Consider the following 14,293-nt stretch of genomic DNA (forward strand, 5'->3'; position numbering starts at 1 on the left):
GCGGCGGGACGGCGCAACGCGGCGGCGGCTTCGGCCGCTCGACCCCAGGCCGCGGTGAAGCAAGCCGCGTGGCAGCAGGTGGTCGAGGACGACACCCTCGCCAACGTCACCACCCGCGCCATCGTCGGCGGATTCGTCCAGCCCGGCCAGGCCGCGTTGCTCGAGCCGTTCACCGCGAAGTACTTCGACGCCATCTCCGGTCTATGGGAGCGACGGTCCAGCGAGGTCGCCCCGACGGTGGTCATCGGGCTGTACCCCTCGTCGAACGTCAGCCAGGCGGGTCTCGCGGCTGCCGACCGATTCCTGGCCGGTGAGGTGCCGCCCGCGTTGCGCCGGCTGGTGATCGAGGGCCGCGCGGGTGTGGAGCGGGCGCTGCGGGCGCGGGCGTTCGACGTCACCTAGGCCCCGGCACAGCTCGCCGGACTGTCGTTGCCAGCAAACATTTTAGGCCACCGACATAGTGCAGCTTGGATCGATAGCGGACCGCGGTCGGCCATGTCTTTGAGCTCTTAGTGAGCGCAAAATCACACGTCAGAGTTTGATTTACACGGAGTTAACATGGATCATCGAGTAGTCCGCCAAAGGGGTGATCCTCATTTCGACGGGCGCACAGCAACCCCTGCTCTGTGATCCGGAGCACAACCAAGGAGTGGGAACGATGTCTTTCGCGCAGTTGCGGGCAGACCTGACGCGCACGATGAACCGGCGCCGCCTCTACGCGCGGATACACGCACTTCCCGATTCAACAGTGCGTGAAGAGCTGCTGGCGATCGCTCAGCGGCACGACGACAACAGCTGACGGACGACTTTCAACGCCGGTGACCCGACCAGGTCACCGGCTTCGTCGTTTCCTGACACAGTCACCGCCGACCGTGCGTGAAATGCCGATGACCAGCGGCATGTCGCGAGCAGACACGCACGCTCGCGCAGGAAAGAGTCAGCGGGGTGAGACGGCTGCGCTCAGCACGCGCACGGCGCTGATGAGCCCGTCCAGCAGGTTGCCCTCCTGGAACGACGCCGCAGCCGCCGAGACGCCCAATGGTGCAGCTTCCTCGATGCCGCGACCCTTGACCTCCGACCCGTAAACCACCTCGATGGCCTTCTGGTTCGGCGAGACGGCCAACAGCACCGCGTTGTCCGGCGTGGGCACCTTGGCCAGGATCTCGCGCGCCGTGGCCGCGGTGTCCGGACCGAGGTCGCCCAGATACACCGCGAAGCGTGCCTTGGCCGCGCGCGAGCCGTACTTCAGCGCGTCGTCCAGGACCACGAGGTCCTTGACCGGGAACGGGTAGTGCACCGACAGCTCACCGGGCTCGGTGACTCCGGAGATGCGTCCACTGGTGGTGTACGCGAAGCCGTAGGGCAGCGCCTCGGAGCTGACCTTCGCAAGCTCGGTCGAGTGCTCACCACTTGCCACTTGCGCCACCTCCCACGGTCAGATGCGAGCCATGGCCGTGATCGGCCGGTTCCTCGGCCGCCCAGAGGATCGGTGCGTGCGTCCACTCGTCGGTCATCTCGAAGGTCGCCGGGTGCGGGCCCCTTCGCCTATAGATCAGTAACGCGAGTACCAACGTCAACAGCAGCGGAACCCCGCCGAGGAGCGAATGGGTCAGTGCGATGCTCACGTCGCAAACCGTATCTCAATGGCCACTCAAGCCGCTCCCTCACCCAGGTATCGCACCCACGCGGGGTCGAGTTCCTTCACCGAGGACAGGAGCCGCCAGTGCTGTCCCTTCGGCGGAAGCGGTACCGAGCGCAGCGCCCAACCCAGTTCGCCGAGCAGCCGATCCGCCTTGCGGTGATTGCAGTTCGCGCACGCCGCGACGCAGTTCTCCCAGGAGTGCTCGCCCCCGCGACTACGCGGCACCACGTGGTCGACGGTGTCGGCCTTGGCGCCGCAGTACGCGCAGCGGAACCGGTCGCGGTGCATCAGTGCCGCGCGTGTCATCGGGACCCGCGCCCGGTAGGGCACTCGCACGTAGGATCGCAGCCGGATCACCGATGGCACCGTGATCGCCCGCGTCGCGGAATGGATCACCGGCCCGGTCGGGTCGTCGTGCACGACGTCGGCCTTGCCGCACAGCAGCATGATGACGGCGCGTCGGGCAGGCAACGCGGCGAGAGGTTCGTAGGTGGAGTTCAGCAGGAGCACCCGTCGACGGCCCCAGACGCTGCCGTCGGTGGAGGGCGGTCGGGCGTCGATTCGGGAGAGGGGAAGAGAGTGCGCAGCAAGCACCGACGGCCCAGATGAACCAGCCGCGGTCAGATACCCGCGGCTTCTCCTTCGCTGCGACATACGTCCTCCATTAAACAGTGGACCATGGATTTGCACCGATCGCACGTCAATTCCTGCTGTGTTCGCAGGTCGCGTCGATGAACTTACGGTGACGTCTCCGTGTTTGCCGTGGCTGCAGCGTCCCCCGTCGCTCCGCTCCTGCCCACCGGACCAACTCCCCCGTCGCTCCGCTCCTGCCCACCGGAAGGGACAATGGGTACCGTGACGGAACAACCCCACTCGTTCTACGACGAAGTCGGCGGTGCCGAGACGTTCCGGACCATCGTGTCGACGTTCTACCAACTGGTCCGTGACGACGAGATCCTTCGACCGCTGTACCCGGCCGACGACCTCGACGGCGCCGAGGAACGACTGCGCATGTTCCTCGAGCAGTACTGGGGCGGACCCCGCACGTACTCCGAGCAACGCGGCCATCCCCGACTTCGGATGCGACATGCGCCGTTCCGGGTCGGCCCCTTCGAACGCGACGCCTGGTTGCGCTGCATGCACACCGCCGTCGCCGAGATCGACTCGGAGACGCTCGACGATGCCCACCGGCGCGCCCTGCTGGAGTACCTCCAGATGGCCGCGGAGTCGATGATCAACTCGCCGTTCTGATTTGAGGCAGGATGGGTGAACGTGACCCAGTCCCGCGAGGCGTGGTGGCCCCACGCCGTCTTTTATCAGGTGTATCCCCGGTCGTTCAGTGACAGCAACGGTGACGGCGTCGGTGACCTCGACGGAGTCGTCGACCACCTCGATCATCTGAGCAAGCTGGGCGTCGATGCGATCTGGCTCAACCCGGTGACGGTCTCGCCGATGGCCGACCACGGTTACGACGTCGCCGACCCCCGTGACGTCGACCCGCTGTTCGGCGGGATCGGCGCGCTGGACCGCCTCGTCGAGGCCGCGCACGCCGTCGGCATCAAGGTGACGATGGACCTGGTGCCCAACCACACCAGTTCGCAACATCCGTGGTTCCAGGCCGCGTTGGCGGCGGGTCCGGGGAGCGAGCAGCGCGAGCGGTACATCTTCCTGGAGGGCACCGGTCCCGGCGGAATTCATCCGCCGAACAACTGGGTGTCCATCTTCGGCGGCCCGGCGTGGACCCGGGTCGTGGAACCCGACGGCAACCCCGGCCAGTACTACATGCACCTGTTCGACCCCGAACAACCCGACCTCAACTGGGACAACCCCGAGGTGTTCGACGACCTGGAGAAGACGCTGCGGTTCTGGCTGGAGCGCGGCGTCGACGGCTTCCGCATCGACGTGGCGCACGGTATGGCCAAACCCCCGGGGTTGCCCGACATGACGCTGACCGAGTCCACGTTGCTGCGCAACACCGACGACGACCCGCGGTTCAACAACGACGGGGTGCACGACATCCACCGCGGCATCCGTTCGGTGCTCAACGAGTACCCCGACGCGGTGGCGATCGGTGAGATCTGGGTCTTCGACAACGACGAGTTCGCGAAGTACCTGCGGCCCGACGAGTTGCACCTCGGGTTCAACTTCCGCCTGGTGCGGGCGGAGTTCGACGCCGCCGAGGTCCGGGAAGCGATCGAGAACTCGTTGGCCGCCGCGGAGCTCGCTGGGTCGCCGGCGACCTGGACGCTGTCCAACCACGACGTCGAGCGGGAAGTCAGCCGGTACGGAGGCGGCGATGAGGGGCTCGCCAAGGCCAGGGCGATGGCGTTGGTGATGCTGGCGCTGCCGGGTGCCGTTTTCGTCTACAACGGCGAGGAGCTCGGCCTGCCCAACGTCGCGCTCCCCGACGAGGTCCTACAAGACCCCGTGTGGGAACGATCCGGATACGAGGAGCGCGGCAGGGATGGCTGCCGGGTGCCGATGCCGTGGTCGGGCGACGCGCCACCGTTCGGCTTCTCGGAATCGACGGACGTGTGGCTGCCGATGCCGCCCGAATGGGCCGCCCTCACGGTCGCCGCACAGGAGCGCGACCCCGACTCGACGCTCGGGTTCTTTCGTCGTGCGATCGAACTGCGCCACGAACGGCAGTCGGTCGGCGGTGCCGTCGAATTCCTCGACTCGCCATCGGACGTGGTGATCCTTCGAGGCGACGACGGCGTGACGTGCGTGCTGAACGCGGGTCCCTCACCGGTCCCGCTCCCCCGCGGCGACCTGCTGATCGCGAGCGCCGCCGTGGTCGACGGCGAGCTCCCACCCGCCGCCGCGGCCTGGGTGCGCTAACGCAGGACGACGGCGGGGTCACCGCGGCGGCGGTACACGGTGCCGAACCGCGCGTCCACACGAAGCCACGTCGGCAGCACCCGGACGCGCACCACCTCGTCGGCCGCCACCGACTCGGGCGCGAACTGGTCGGTTGTCTTCGCCTGCGGGAGGAAACCCATTGCCGTCAAGGCGAATACACACCGCATCGGGATGCCGACGCTGGTGTCACCGGAGCTGACCGCGACCACTTCCTGATCCAGCAGCGACGCGGGCGGGCCGTGGGCACTGCCGTACTCCTTGGCCAGTGAGACCCCGCGCTGCGCCAGGTCGAGTACCACCCTGGCCGGCACGTCGTCGAGGTGGACGAAGCCGGTCTCCGGCGGCAGCATCCCACGCCACGCCGAATCCATCGCGAAACCCGGCTCCACGAATCCGGAGCGATCCATCGCGGGCAGCGCCCTGGCGAGCCCGTCGGCACCGACGGACAGATCGGCGGGTTTGACCCGTCCACCCACCACCCTGCTCGCGAGGACGTCGAAACCCGTTGCCACCCAAGCGACGACATGCCCGGCATCGCGTTCGCGCAGCCGGATGACGCTGGCGTCGTCGAGGCGAATCGCCCGTTCGACGAACGTCGCCAGGTCCTCGCGGTGCGCGGCGTCGACGAGCCAGAGCCCGCGGTCTCCCCCGCAAGCGGGGGTACCCCCAGCGTTGCCGCCGAGAACGCTCATCGCTGGTAGCGCTGCAGGTACTCCCGGTGGTGCGGCGCCAATCGAACCAGGCGCTGCTCCTCGATGTGGAACGCCGCCAACTGCGACTCGGCGAGGACCGCCGGTTTGGAGTCCGGATCCGCCAGCACCGACCGCACCTCGTAGCCGAGCGTGAAGTCCACCGCGCGCAAGCGGTTGACCCAAATCGTCACTTGCAGAGGCGAATCCGCGAGTCGCAGCTGTCCCTTGTAGGTCACCTTGACCTCCGCGATCAACAACCCGGTGGTGTCGAAGTCTCCTGCGAACGGCTCGGTGAGGAAGGGTACCCGCGCTTCCTCGAGGATCGTCACCATCGTTCCGTGGTTGACGTGCTGATACATGTCGATGTCGGACCAGCGCACGGGCACCGGCGTGGTGAATCGCTCCGTCACCCCGAAGTTCCCGTCCCACTCGTCCTGGTCATGCTGCGGATTTGACGCGCGGCCACCGACAGCGTCGCCAGATCCTTCTCGCCGTCCTCGTAGATCTCGGCGAGGGTGCGACGGGCCCGGGTCACGCGGGAACTGTTGGACAGCTCCCACTCCTCGATCTTCTGATCGGCGGTCTCGTCCGGCTCACCCACGGCGAGCACGTCGAGGCACAGCGCCCGCAGCGAACCGTAGATGTCGTCGCGAATCGCCAAGCGCGCCAGGGAATGCCACCGATCGTCGCGGGCCAGACGCGACACCGCGGTGAGCAGACTGTCGCCCTCGAGGTGGTCGATCAGCGCGAAGTACGTGTCGGCCACCTCGACGGGATCGCGGTCGACGATGTCGGAGATGTCGATGATGTCCAGCAGGCTGTACTGGTACAACCCAGTCGCCACCATCATCGCCAGCTCCTCGGAAACGCCCTGTGCGATGAACTCCGCCGAATCCTTCGCCACGATGGCGCGGTCGTCGCCGCGCAGCCACTCCGACATGCGCGGCGTCAGATCGGCCACCTTCGCGGCGAACCGGTTGACCGCTGCGCCGACGGCGAGCGGCTGTGGGCGGTAGTTGAGCAGCCAGCGTCCGGCGCGGTCGATGAGGCGGCGCAGATCCAGCGTCATGCGGTCCGTCGTCGCCACGGACACTCCGGCGTCGCCCGCCGCCCTGATCTGCCGCCACACGTCGCCGACGCCGAAGATCTCGTCGGTGGCGACGAAGCACCGCATCGCGTCGACCGGTCCGACGCCGACGTCCTCGGTGATGCGGTAGGCGTAGCTGATGCCTGCGGTGTCGACGAGGTCGTTCACCAGCATCGTCGTGACGATCTCCCTGCGCAGCTGGTGCGAGCGGATCTCACTTCCGAAGCGGTCCCGAAGCTGGTGTGGGAAGTAGTCGGGCAGCCGGGCCGCGAAGACTTCCTGATCGGGTAACTCGCCGGCGAGCAGCTCGTCCTTGAGCGCCAGCTTCACGTACGCCATCAGGGTCGAGAGCTCGGGCGACGTCAGACCCAGGCCTGCCTCGGTGCGCCGGCGGATCTCCTTCTCCGGCGGCAACGCCTCCAGTTCCCGATTGAGACCTCGGTCGGCGACCAACGCCTTGATCTGGCGGGCGTGCACCGGCAGAAGTCCCGGCGCGTTGGCGCGGCTGGTGCCCATCAGGTCGTTCTGCGCGGCGTTGTCCTCCAAGACCAGCGCCCCGACCTCCTCGGTCATCGACATCAGCAGGCCGGTGCGCTCGTCGGCGCTGACCTGGCCCCCGGTGACGAGGGAGTCGACGAGGATCTTGATGTTGACCTCGTGGTCGGAGCAGTCGACGCCCGCGGAGTTGTCCAGTGCGTCGGTGTTCACGTGCCCACCGTTGAGTTCGAACTCGATGCGACCGCGCTGCGTGACGCCGAGGTTGCCACCCTCGCCGATCACCTTGACACGCACGGCGTTTCCGTTGACCCGCACCGGGTCGTTGGCGCGGTCACCGACGTCGGCGTCGGACTCCGACTCCGCTTTGACGTAGGTACCGATGCCACCGTTCCAGAACAGGTCGACCGGGGCCTGCAGGATGGCCTTCATCAGTGCCGGGGGTGTCATCTCCTCGACCTCGTCGGCGAGGCCGAGTGCGGCACCGACCTGCGGGCTGATCGGGATCGACTTGTGTTCGCGGCTGTAGACGCCTCCGCCGGAGCTGATCAGGGTGCGGTCGTAGTCGTCCCAGCTGGAACGCGGCAGTTCGAATATCCGGCTGCGCTCCACCCAGGAGCTCGCCGCGTCGGGGGTAGGGTCCAAGAAGACGTGGCGATGGTCGAATGCCGCGACCAGCCGAATGTGCTTGGACAGCAACATGCCGTTGCCAAACACGTCGCCGCTCATGTCGCCGACCCCGACCACCGTGAAGTCTTCGGTCTGGGTGTCGACGTCGATCTCGCGGAAGTGCCGCTTGACCGATTCCCACGCGCCCTTGGCGGTGATGCCCATCGCCTTGTGGTCATAGCCCACGGATCCGCCGGAGGCGAACGCGTCGCCCAGCCAGAAGCCGTAGGACTTGGCGGCGTCGTTGGCGATGTCCGAGAACGTCGCGGTGCCCTTGTCGGCGGCCACGACCAGGTAGGCGTCGTCTCCGTCCCGGCGGACGACGCCTTCGGGCGGGTTGACGACGCCGGTTGCTGTGTCGACGTTGTCGGTGACGTCGAGCAGGCCGGAAATGAACAACCGGTAGCAGGCGATGCCCTCGGTGCGTAGCGCGTCGCGGTCGGCGGCGGCGTCGCCGGTCGAGGTGGGCGGCTTCTTGAGGACGAAGCCGCCCTTCGCGCCGACGGGCACGATGACGGCGTTCTTCACCGCTTGCGCCTTGACCAGCCCGAGGATCTCGGTGCGGAAGTCCTCGCGGCGGTCCGACCAGCGGAGGCCACCGCGGGCCACGTTTCCGAACCGCAGGTGCGCGCCCTCGACCCGGGGCGAGTACACGAAGATCTCGTATCTCGGTCGGGGCAGCGGCAATTCGTCGATCAGGCTGGGATTCAACTTGATCGACAACACGCCCTGGCTGCGGGCTGAATCGGGTCCGGTGACGAAGTAGTTGGTGCGCAGCGTCGCCTGGATCATCGATGCGAACGCCCGCAGGACCCGATCGGTGTCGAGGCTGACCAACGCATCGATGCCTTGCGCGACGGCGACGGCGGCCGCCGATGCGTCACGCATCTTGCCGGCTTCCGACTGCGCCTCCTCCGGGTCGAATAGCGCCTCGAAGAGCTCGACCAGGGCTCGCGCAGTGCCTGCGTTGTCGTTGACGACCGTCTCGATGTGTGACTGACTGTAGGGAAAACCCCCCTGCCGCAGGTACTTTGCGTAACTACGCAACACCGTGACCTGTTGCCAGGTGAGCCCCGCCCGCATCACCAGTTCGTTGAAGCGGTCGATCTCGACCCGACCGTGCCAGATCGCGGTGACCGCATCGGCGAACCGCATCGCGGTGGCTTCACGCTGGGCGGGGTCCTGTTCGTCCCGAATCGAGTGGTGTGGCGAGATCTTGAACTGATAGATCCAGACCGGCATGCCGTCTGCCCTGGTGACGGTGAACGGGCGTTCCTCGAGAACGACCACGCCCATGCACTGCAGCATCGGGAGCAGAACGCTCAGGGACGCCGACCGGCCTGCGAGGTACCACGTCAGGTTGGCTGGTTGGCCCTCCCCACCGTCGGCGAACACCAGCTTGACCGAGTTGTCTTGCAACTGTTCGATGATGGCGATGTCGCCGATTGCGTCGTGCGGCGTGAACGCCTGACGGTAGACCTCTGGGAAGGCGACCGAATAGTGCTCGGCGGCGGCGGGGGTGATCGCGCCCGTCCGCACGGACCCCATCAGCCGGTCTCCCCAGGTGCGCGCGGCCTCAGTCAGCAGATTCTGGATCCTGGTCTCGGTCTCCAGTGACGTATCCACGTCGGCGGGCGAAACGTCGTCCGGCAGGCGCACCGTGAAGTGCACCACCGCCCACGGTGACTCGCTCACGCGAGCCGTGTATTCGATGCTCTCGCCGCCCAGTTCGCGAACCAGGAGGTCCTGCATCGCGAGGCGGACCACGGTGGTGTACCGGTCACGCGGCAGATACACCAGGCAGGACACGAAGTGTGAGAGCTGATCGGTGCGTAGGAACAGCAACGCACGCCGTCGCGACCCGAGGTCCACGACGGCGTTGGCCATGTCCAGGAGTTGTCGCGCGCTGAGCGAGAAGAGTTCGGACCGCGGAATCGTCTGGATGATGTCCAGGGTCAGCTGCCCGGGATGGCTGTTGTCCCCGTGTGACAGAGCGAGCGCCTCGTTGACGCGCCGCGAGATGAGCGGGATCTCCAGAACGTTTGCATTCGAGGCGGCGACGGTGAACAACCCGACGAACCGGTGCTCGATGGCGGTTCTACCGGGCGGCCTTTCGCGGACCACGACTATGTGCGGGTACGCGCCGTACCGCAGGTAGCTCGGCGACGTCGCCTGTGCCAGCACCAGCAGATCGTCCTCACCGGTGAGCTGGGGCAGGACGTCGGTGCGCAGCCGCAGCACCCCCAGCCTGCTGGGTGGGTCGACGGTGGCCCGGCCGTCGTTCACCGAGCATCGTTGGTAGCCGAGCAGGACGAAGTGATCGTCGGCGAGCCAGCGCAGCAGTGCCGCGACGTCCCGACGGTCGTAGGACGGGAAGTGCCCCGCCCGGTCGGAGTCCAGCGTGCCTGCGAGGCCGACCAGCGCGGCGTTGAGCGCAGCCGTGTCCAGCGCCACCTGCCGCGCGTCGCCGAGGACGTTGGGGAGCAGCGCCACCGCCTCGGCGACGGCCTTGGCGTCTGCGGCAGGCGAAAGCTGAACGTGAATCCACGTCTCGTCGACGCCATCCGTCGGCGCACCGGGGTCGGCCGCGGGGTATACGTCCAACAGCTCCCCGGCCGGGTTCCGACGGACGCGGAACACGGGGTTCATGATCGCGGAGTACGCGACGCCGAGCCGGTGCAGGAGCACCGTGACGGTGTCCATCAGCATGGCACTCTGGTCGGTGACGATCTGGATCGCCGGACCGACGCCGCTGGGATCGTCGGCGGCGTAGGCAGCGACCTTCGTGTCACCACTGGACCGCTGCACGGCGACCCGCGCGTGGGCGGCGAGCAGAGCAGGTGACACCAAGACGTCGACTGGCATCGTCACCGACGAATCAGCGGCAGGCGCGTCATCGTGCGGACCCTGTTGCGTCGCGAGGTACGCCTTCGCCAGCTCGCTCGTCCGCTCGGTGTCGATGACGGTGGTCTCAGCTTGACCGTCGCCGCGCTGCTGGCCTGGGACTCCAGGATTCACCGTCGTCATGCCGATCGCTCCTGCCTCACGCCCGCGTGCCGACGCTGGCCCGCGAGTGTGACACTAGTTGTCCCCCGGGTCGCTTCGCTCCTACCCCGCCGGATCGGTAGCCCCCGGGGGCCCGCGCCGCTACCCCGCCGGATCAATCGCGAGTCAACCGGCGGTGCGTGACGCGATGCGGACGCGCCGCATCCGCTCCCAGCCTTTCCAGCTTGTTCTCCTCGTAGCCGCCGAAGTTGCCCTCGAACCAGAACCACTTGGCCTCGTTGTCGTCGTCGCCCTCCCAGGCGAGGATGTGCGTGCAGGTGCGGTCGAGGAACCACCGGTCGTGCGAGATGACCACCGCGCAACCGGGGAACTGCTGAAGCGCGTTCTCCAAAGAGCTCAGCGTTTCGACGTCCAGGTCGTTCGTCGGCTCGTCCAGCAGGATCAGGTTTCCGCCCTGCTTGAGCGTCAGCGCCAGGTTCAGCCGGTTGCGCTCACCACCGGAGAGCACCCCGGCTGGCTTCTGCTGATCCGGGCCCTTGAAGCCGAACGCCGAGACGTAGGCCCGGGACGGCACCTCGTTCTGACCGACCTCGATGTAGTCCAGGCCGTCGGAGACGACCTCCCAGACGTTCTTCTTCGGGTCGATGCCGCCGCGGTTCTGGTCGACGTAACTCAGCTTGACGGTCTCGCCGACCTTGACGATGCCGCTGTCCGGCTCCTCGAGTCCGACGATCGTCTTGAACAGCGTGGTCTTGCCGACACCGTTGGGGCCGATGACGCCGACGATGCCGTTGCGCGGCAGCGTGAACGACAGGTCCTTGATCAGGATTCGGCCGTCGAAGCCCTTGTCGAGGTTGGCCACGTCCACGACCTGATTGCCCAGTCGCGGGCCGATCGGGATCTGGATTTCCTCGAAGTCGAGCTTGCGGGTCTTCTCCGCCTCCGTGACCATCTCCTCGTACCTGCTGAGGCGAGCCTTGTTCTTGGCCTGCCGGGCCTTGGCCCCGGAGCGCACCCAGGCGAGCTCCTCGACGAGTCGCTTCTGCAGCTTCTGGTCCTTGCGCCCCTGCAGGGTGAGCCGCTCGGCCTTCTTCTCCAGATAGGTGGAGTAGTTGCCCTCGTAGGGGTACGCGCGGCCGCGGTCGAGTTCCAGGATCCACTCGGCGACGTTGTCCAGGAAGTACCGGTCGTGGGTGACGGCCAGAATGGCGCCCTTGTAGTCGGCGAGGTGCTTCTCCAGCCACAGCACGCTCTCTGCGTCCAGGTGGTTGGTGGGCTCGTCGAGCAGCAGCAGGTCGGGTTCGGACAGCAGCAGCTTGCACAGCGCCACCCGCCGCTTCTCGCCGCCCGACAGATGCGTGACCGGCTCATCGGGCGGCGGGCAGCGCAGTGCGTCCATCGCCTGTTCCAGCTTGGAGTCCAGGTCCCAGGCGTCCGCTGCGTCCAGCTGTTCCTGGAGCTGGCCCATCTCCTCCATCAGCTCGTCGGTGTAGTCGGTGGCCATCAGCTCGGCCACCTCGTTGTACCGGTTGAGCTTGGCCTTGATCGGCACGCCCTCCTCGACGTTCTCGCGGACGGTCTTTTCCTCGTTGAGCTTCGGCTCCTGCATGAGGATGCCCACCGAGGCGCCGGTCGCGAGGAACGCTTCGCCGTTGTTGGCGTTGTCCAAGCCGGCCATGATCTTCAGGACGCTCGACTTACCGGCACCGTTGGGACCGACGACGCCGATCTTGGCTCCGGGGAGGAAGTTCAGCGTGACGTCGTCCAGGATGACCTTGTCACCGTGCGCCTTGCGGACCTTCTTCATCGTGTAGATGAACTCAGCCATGCTTTGGGTATTGCCTTTCCGGTCTGCGGGTATTGCTCGCAGACCATCGTAGGCGCGGGCCGTCGGCGCTACGCAGTCAGAGGCAGCCCCTCGTCATCGGCATCGTCGTTCTCGCTGTCGTCGGCGGTGGTCTCGTCGGCTTCCGTGGCATCGGCGGATTCGGCGGATTCGGCGTTTGGGGAAGCATGGGAACGCTTGCGCTGTTGGATCTGCACGGTGCTGCGGGCTAGGTCCGGCCCGATGGCGGTGGCCCGCACTTCGACCGAGGAGCGCCGGTTGCCCTCGCGGTCGTCGTATTCGCTGGTGTAGAGGTGGCCGACCACCACTACGGGATCACCCTTGATCAGCGCGGCAACGCCGTTGACCAGTCGACCCCAGCAGTTGACGTTGACGAACAGGGAGTTGCCGGGCTCCCAGTCGCCGTCGGGGGTACGGCGGCGGGAGTTGCTCGCGACGCGGAACTTGATGACTTGCTGGTCCCCGACCCGGCGGTGGATGGGGTCGGTGACGATTGTGCCGACCATGACGAACGGTGTCTCGAACATCGTTGTTTCCCTTCAGCGGTTCTCTTGGGTTGGGCAACGGGTGTGTCCCGCTGCTGAGCCCATTCACCGCTGGGGGGCCGACGTCTCGGTGTCGGACGAACCGGTGAGGCGGCATCCTGTGGATGAACCGCAGACTGTGGATGACTTCGGACCGCTAGTTTGGTCGCCATGGTCCGGGCGGTGGTGGTGGGATCGGGTCCGAACGGTCTCGCGGCCGCCATCACACTCACGCGCGAAGGCGTCGACGTCACCGTCCTCGAGGCATCCGACGTGATCGGCGGCGGCCTGAGCTCCGGCGAACGGACAGAGCCCGGCGTCCTGCATGACGACTGCGTCGCGATCGTTCCCACCGCGTTGGCGTCGCCCTTCATGCAGAGCCTCGACCTGGGGTCGCACGGTGTCGATTGGGCCTGGCCCGAAGTCGACCTCGCACATCCCATCGATGGCGGTCGAGCCGGCGTCCTCACCCGGTCCTTCGATGACGGCGAGCGACACATGGGCGTCGACGGCCGGGCCTACGACGGCTCTTCGAGCCCTTGGCGACTCACTTCCACGAGCTGGCGCCCGACGTCTTTGGTCCTCTGATCGGGATTCCGGCGCACCCCGTGCGGATGGCGTCGTTCGGCGCGAAGGCACTGGTTCCGGCGACCGTCTTCGCGCGGCGCTGGCGCACCGACGAGGTGCGCGCACTGTGGGCGGGCAATGCCGCACACGCGTGGACTCCGCTGACCCGGCCACCCACGTCCGGGGTGGCGTTGATGTTCGGTGCGGTCGCACACCGATACGGGTGGCCAAGCGTCAAGGGAGGTGTCGCACGTCTCGCGGAGGGAATGGCATCGACGCTGGCGGCCATGGGGGGATCCCTCGAGACCGGGCAACGCGTGACGTCGCGCGCCGATCTTCCGACCGCTGACATCGTCATGTTCGACCTGCCCCCGGGGGCGGTCGCCGACATCCTCGGCGACGCACTACCAGCTCGGATTCGACGTGCTTACAAGAGGTTTCGACACGGCGCGGGCGCGTACAAGGTAGATCTGGCCGTGGCCGGCGGGGTGCCCTGGCTCAACGAATTCTGCCGCGCGGCCGGGACCGTACACGTCTGTGGCTCGTTCGACGAGGTGGTGGCTGCCGAACGCGCGACGGCCGCGGGGCGCATGCCGGAGCGCCCGTTCGTGCTCGTCGCCCAGCAGTACCTGATGGACCCGGGTCGTTCGGTGGGCGATATCCACCCCGTCTATTCGTACGCCCATGTGCCACAAGGCTATACCGGCGATGCGACCGAGGCGATCCTCCGACAGATCGAGCGATTCGCACCCGGGTTCCGTGAGCGCATCGTCGGAATGCACGTCCGGAATCCTCGGGAGTTGCGCGCCCACGATGCGAACCTCGTCGGCGGTGACATCAACGGCGGCGCCATGGATCTGCGGCAGTTCGTCGCTCGGCCACGCCTGACCACCGATCCCTACT

Annotated in this window: 14 protein-coding genes; 6 read left to right on the forward strand and 8 right to left on the reverse strand. The window is 67.1% G+C overall.

The annotated features are described in order from the left end of the window. Positions 1-402 (forward strand): ERAP1-like C-terminal domain-containing protein (locus tag QOI01_RS20130; protein WP_526384035.1); only part of this gene is annotated, 402 nt, incomplete at its 5' end. A 256-nt stretch (positions 403-658) separates the two neighbouring features. Next, positions 659-799, forward strand: a complete 141-nt coding sequence (locus tag QOI01_RS20135) for a hypothetical protein (protein ID WP_526384037.1) — start codon at positions 659-661, stop codon at positions 797-799. Positions 800-937: 138 nt separating this feature from the next. On the opposite strand, the gene QOI01_RS20140 is transcribed toward QOI01_RS20135, so the two are convergent. From QOI01_RS20140 to QOI01_RS20150, 3 genes are read right to left on the reverse strand one after another with little or no spacing between them, the layout of a single operon-like run. Next, positions 938-1,417, reverse strand: a complete 480-nt coding sequence (locus QOI01_RS20140) for a DUF5130 family protein (protein WP_526384039.1) — start codon at positions 1,415-1,417, stop codon at positions 938-940. Continuing rightward, positions 1,404-1,625 carry an aa3-type cytochrome oxidase subunit CtaJ gene (gene ctaJ, locus QOI01_RS20145; protein WP_526384041.1) on the reverse strand — a complete coding sequence of 74 codons (222 nt, stop codon included), beginning with the start codon at positions 1,623-1,625 and terminating at the stop codon, positions 1,404-1,406. The genes QOI01_RS20140 and ctaJ overlap by 14 nt, the downstream gene beginning before the upstream one ends. Before the next feature lie 26 nt (positions 1,626-1,651). Beyond that, positions 1,652-2,296, reverse strand: coding sequence for an HNH endonuclease signature motif containing protein (locus QOI01_RS20150; RefSeq protein ID WP_526384043.1), 645 nt, complete (start codon positions 2,294-2,296; stop codon positions 1,652-1,654). Positions 2,297-2,488: 192 nt separating this feature from the next. Here QOI01_RS20150 and QOI01_RS20155 point away from each other — a divergent pair, with 192 nt between their 5' ends. Together QOI01_RS20155 and QOI01_RS20160 are read left to right on the forward strand one after the other, a co-directional pair. Then, positions 2,489-2,893, forward strand: coding sequence for a globin (locus QOI01_RS20155; protein WP_526384045.1), 405 nt, complete (start codon positions 2,489-2,491; stop codon positions 2,891-2,893). Positions 2,894-2,914: 21 nt separating this feature from the next. Beyond that, entirely contained in the window at positions 2,915-4,483 is a 1,569-nt protein-coding gene (locus QOI01_RS20160; protein ID WP_526384047.1) for a glycoside hydrolase family 13 protein, read from the forward strand. On the opposite strand, the gene QOI01_RS20165 is transcribed toward QOI01_RS20160, so the two are convergent. The 5 genes from QOI01_RS20165 to QOI01_RS20185 all read right to left on the reverse strand — a co-directional run bounded on the left by QOI01_RS20165 (position 4,480) and on the right by QOI01_RS20185 (position 12,826). Further along, entirely contained in the window at positions 4,480-5,196 is a 717-nt protein-coding gene (locus tag QOI01_RS20165) for a DUF8010 domain-containing protein (RefSeq protein ID WP_526384049.1), read from the reverse strand. The two genes, QOI01_RS20160 and QOI01_RS20165, sit on opposite strands and share 4 nt — an antisense overlap. Beyond that, a complete protein-coding gene (locus QOI01_RS20170; RefSeq protein WP_526384051.1) occupies positions 5,193-5,606 on the reverse strand; it encodes an acyl-CoA thioesterase in 414 nt (137 codons plus the stop codon). The genes QOI01_RS20165 and QOI01_RS20170 overlap by 4 nt, the downstream gene beginning before the upstream one ends. Next, positions 5,603-10,474 carry an NAD-glutamate dehydrogenase gene (locus QOI01_RS20175; RefSeq protein ID WP_526384053.1) on the reverse strand — a complete coding sequence of 1,624 codons (4,872 nt, stop codon included), beginning with the start codon at positions 10,472-10,474 and terminating at the stop codon, positions 5,603-5,605. The genes QOI01_RS20170 and QOI01_RS20175 overlap by 4 nt, the downstream gene beginning before the upstream one ends. Positions 10,475-10,607: 133 nt before the next feature. Next, on the reverse strand, positions 10,608-12,281 hold the full coding sequence (gene ettA / locus QOI01_RS20180) for an energy-dependent translational throttle protein EttA (protein ID WP_526384055.1): 1,674 nt from the start codon (positions 12,279-12,281) through the stop codon (positions 10,608-10,610). A gap of 68 nt (positions 12,282-12,349) precedes the next feature. Beyond that, entirely contained in the window at positions 12,350-12,826 is a 477-nt protein-coding gene (locus QOI01_RS20185) for a single-stranded DNA-binding protein (protein WP_526384057.1), read from the reverse strand. A 168-nt stretch (positions 12,827-12,994) separates the two neighbouring features. On the opposite strand from QOI01_RS20185, the gene QOI01_RS20190 reads away from it, so the two are divergent. Beyond that, complete coding sequence (locus QOI01_RS20190) at positions 12,995-13,411, forward strand: FAD-dependent oxidoreductase (RefSeq protein WP_526384059.1); 417 nt, start codon at positions 12,995-12,997, stop codon at positions 13,409-13,411. After that, positions 13,363-14,293: phytoene desaturase family protein (locus tag QOI01_RS20195; protein ID WP_526384061.1), on the forward strand; the 931-nt coding region annotated here is incomplete at its 3' end. The genes QOI01_RS20190 and QOI01_RS20195, both read left to right, overlap by 49 nt.

The sequence above is a fragment of the Mycobacterium sp. genome (assembly GCF_032162605.1).
Taxonomy (GTDB): domain Bacteria; phylum Actinomycetota; class Actinomycetes; order Mycobacteriales; family Mycobacteriaceae; genus Mycobacterium.

Coding starts and splice junctions, on each gene's coding strand:
- QOI01_RS20135 (WP_526384037.1), top strand. CDS start 659: ATGTCTTTCGCGCAGTTGCGGGCAGACCTGACGCGCACGATGAACCGG.
- QOI01_RS20150 (WP_526384043.1), bottom strand. CDS start 2,296: ATGTCGCAGCGAAGGAGAAGCCGCGGGTATCTGACCGCGGCTGGTTCA.
- QOI01_RS20155 (WP_526384045.1), top strand. CDS start 2,489: ATGGGTACCGTGACGGAACAACCCCACTCGTTCTACGACGAAGTCGGC.
- QOI01_RS20165 (WP_526384049.1), bottom strand. CDS start 5,196: ATGAGCGTTCTCGGCGGCAACGCTGGGGGTACCCCCGCTTGCGGGGGA.
- QOI01_RS20175 (WP_526384053.1), bottom strand. CDS start 10,474: ATGACGACGGTGAATCCTGGAGTCCCAGGCCAGCAGCGCGGCGACGGT.
- ettA (WP_526384055.1), bottom strand. CDS start 12,281: ATGGCTGAGTTCATCTACACGATGAAGAAGGTCCGCAAGGCGCACGGT.
- QOI01_RS20185 (WP_526384057.1), bottom strand. CDS start 12,826: ATGTTCGAGACACCGTTCGTCATGGTCGGCACAATCGTCACCGACCCC.
- QOI01_RS20190 (WP_526384059.1), top strand. CDS start 12,995: ATGGTCCGGGCGGTGGTGGTGGGATCGGGTCCGAACGGTCTCGCGGCC.